The sequence below is a fragment of the Xenorhabdus yunnanensis genome (genome assembly GCF_028598805.1).
In the GTDB taxonomy this organism is placed as follows: Bacteria; Pseudomonadota; Gammaproteobacteria; order Enterobacterales; family Enterobacteriaceae; genus Xenorhabdus; species Xenorhabdus yunnanensis.
Genome location: NZ_JAQRFI010000260.1, coordinates 1 through 367, shown reverse-complemented (window position 1 = coordinate 367; position 367 = coordinate 1). Strand labels below are relative to the sequence as shown.

Sequence of the window (367 nt, the reverse complement as noted above, 5' to 3'; positions counted from 1 at the left end):
GGGACAGCCAAAGTATGACCAAACGCCAAATCTGGCGTCTGATTAGATATCAATGAGTTACTGAGGTGTCCGAAAATATTCGTATACCCATCAGCTAAAATTTCAGCCGATTGAACTGAGTTACCGATATTCACTCGGTTCAAAAACGATGATTGATTTCTAACTACACCTCTTAAAGATATGTGGTTCTGAGATTGAGGACTCCTTAACATCAAGGAGTCACCAGACATAATGACCATCACACCACCTCTCGCAACTCTATTCCTTTTGCCGTGTAACCCTGAACCCGAACACCCTCAACACGGTGGCGTTTTTTAGTCAAAAAGCGAATGTGATCGGCATAGACATAGAGCCACTGACCGTCTAC

1 protein-coding gene is annotated in these 367 nt (G+C 43.6%); it reads right to left on the bottom strand.

Translation table 11 applies throughout. From position 1 onward, the window contains the following. Positions 1–239 (bottom strand): hypothetical protein (locus PSI23_RS22150; RefSeq protein WP_273557063.1); only part of this gene is annotated, 239 nt, incomplete at its 3' end. Positions 240–367 lie beyond the last annotated feature (128 nt).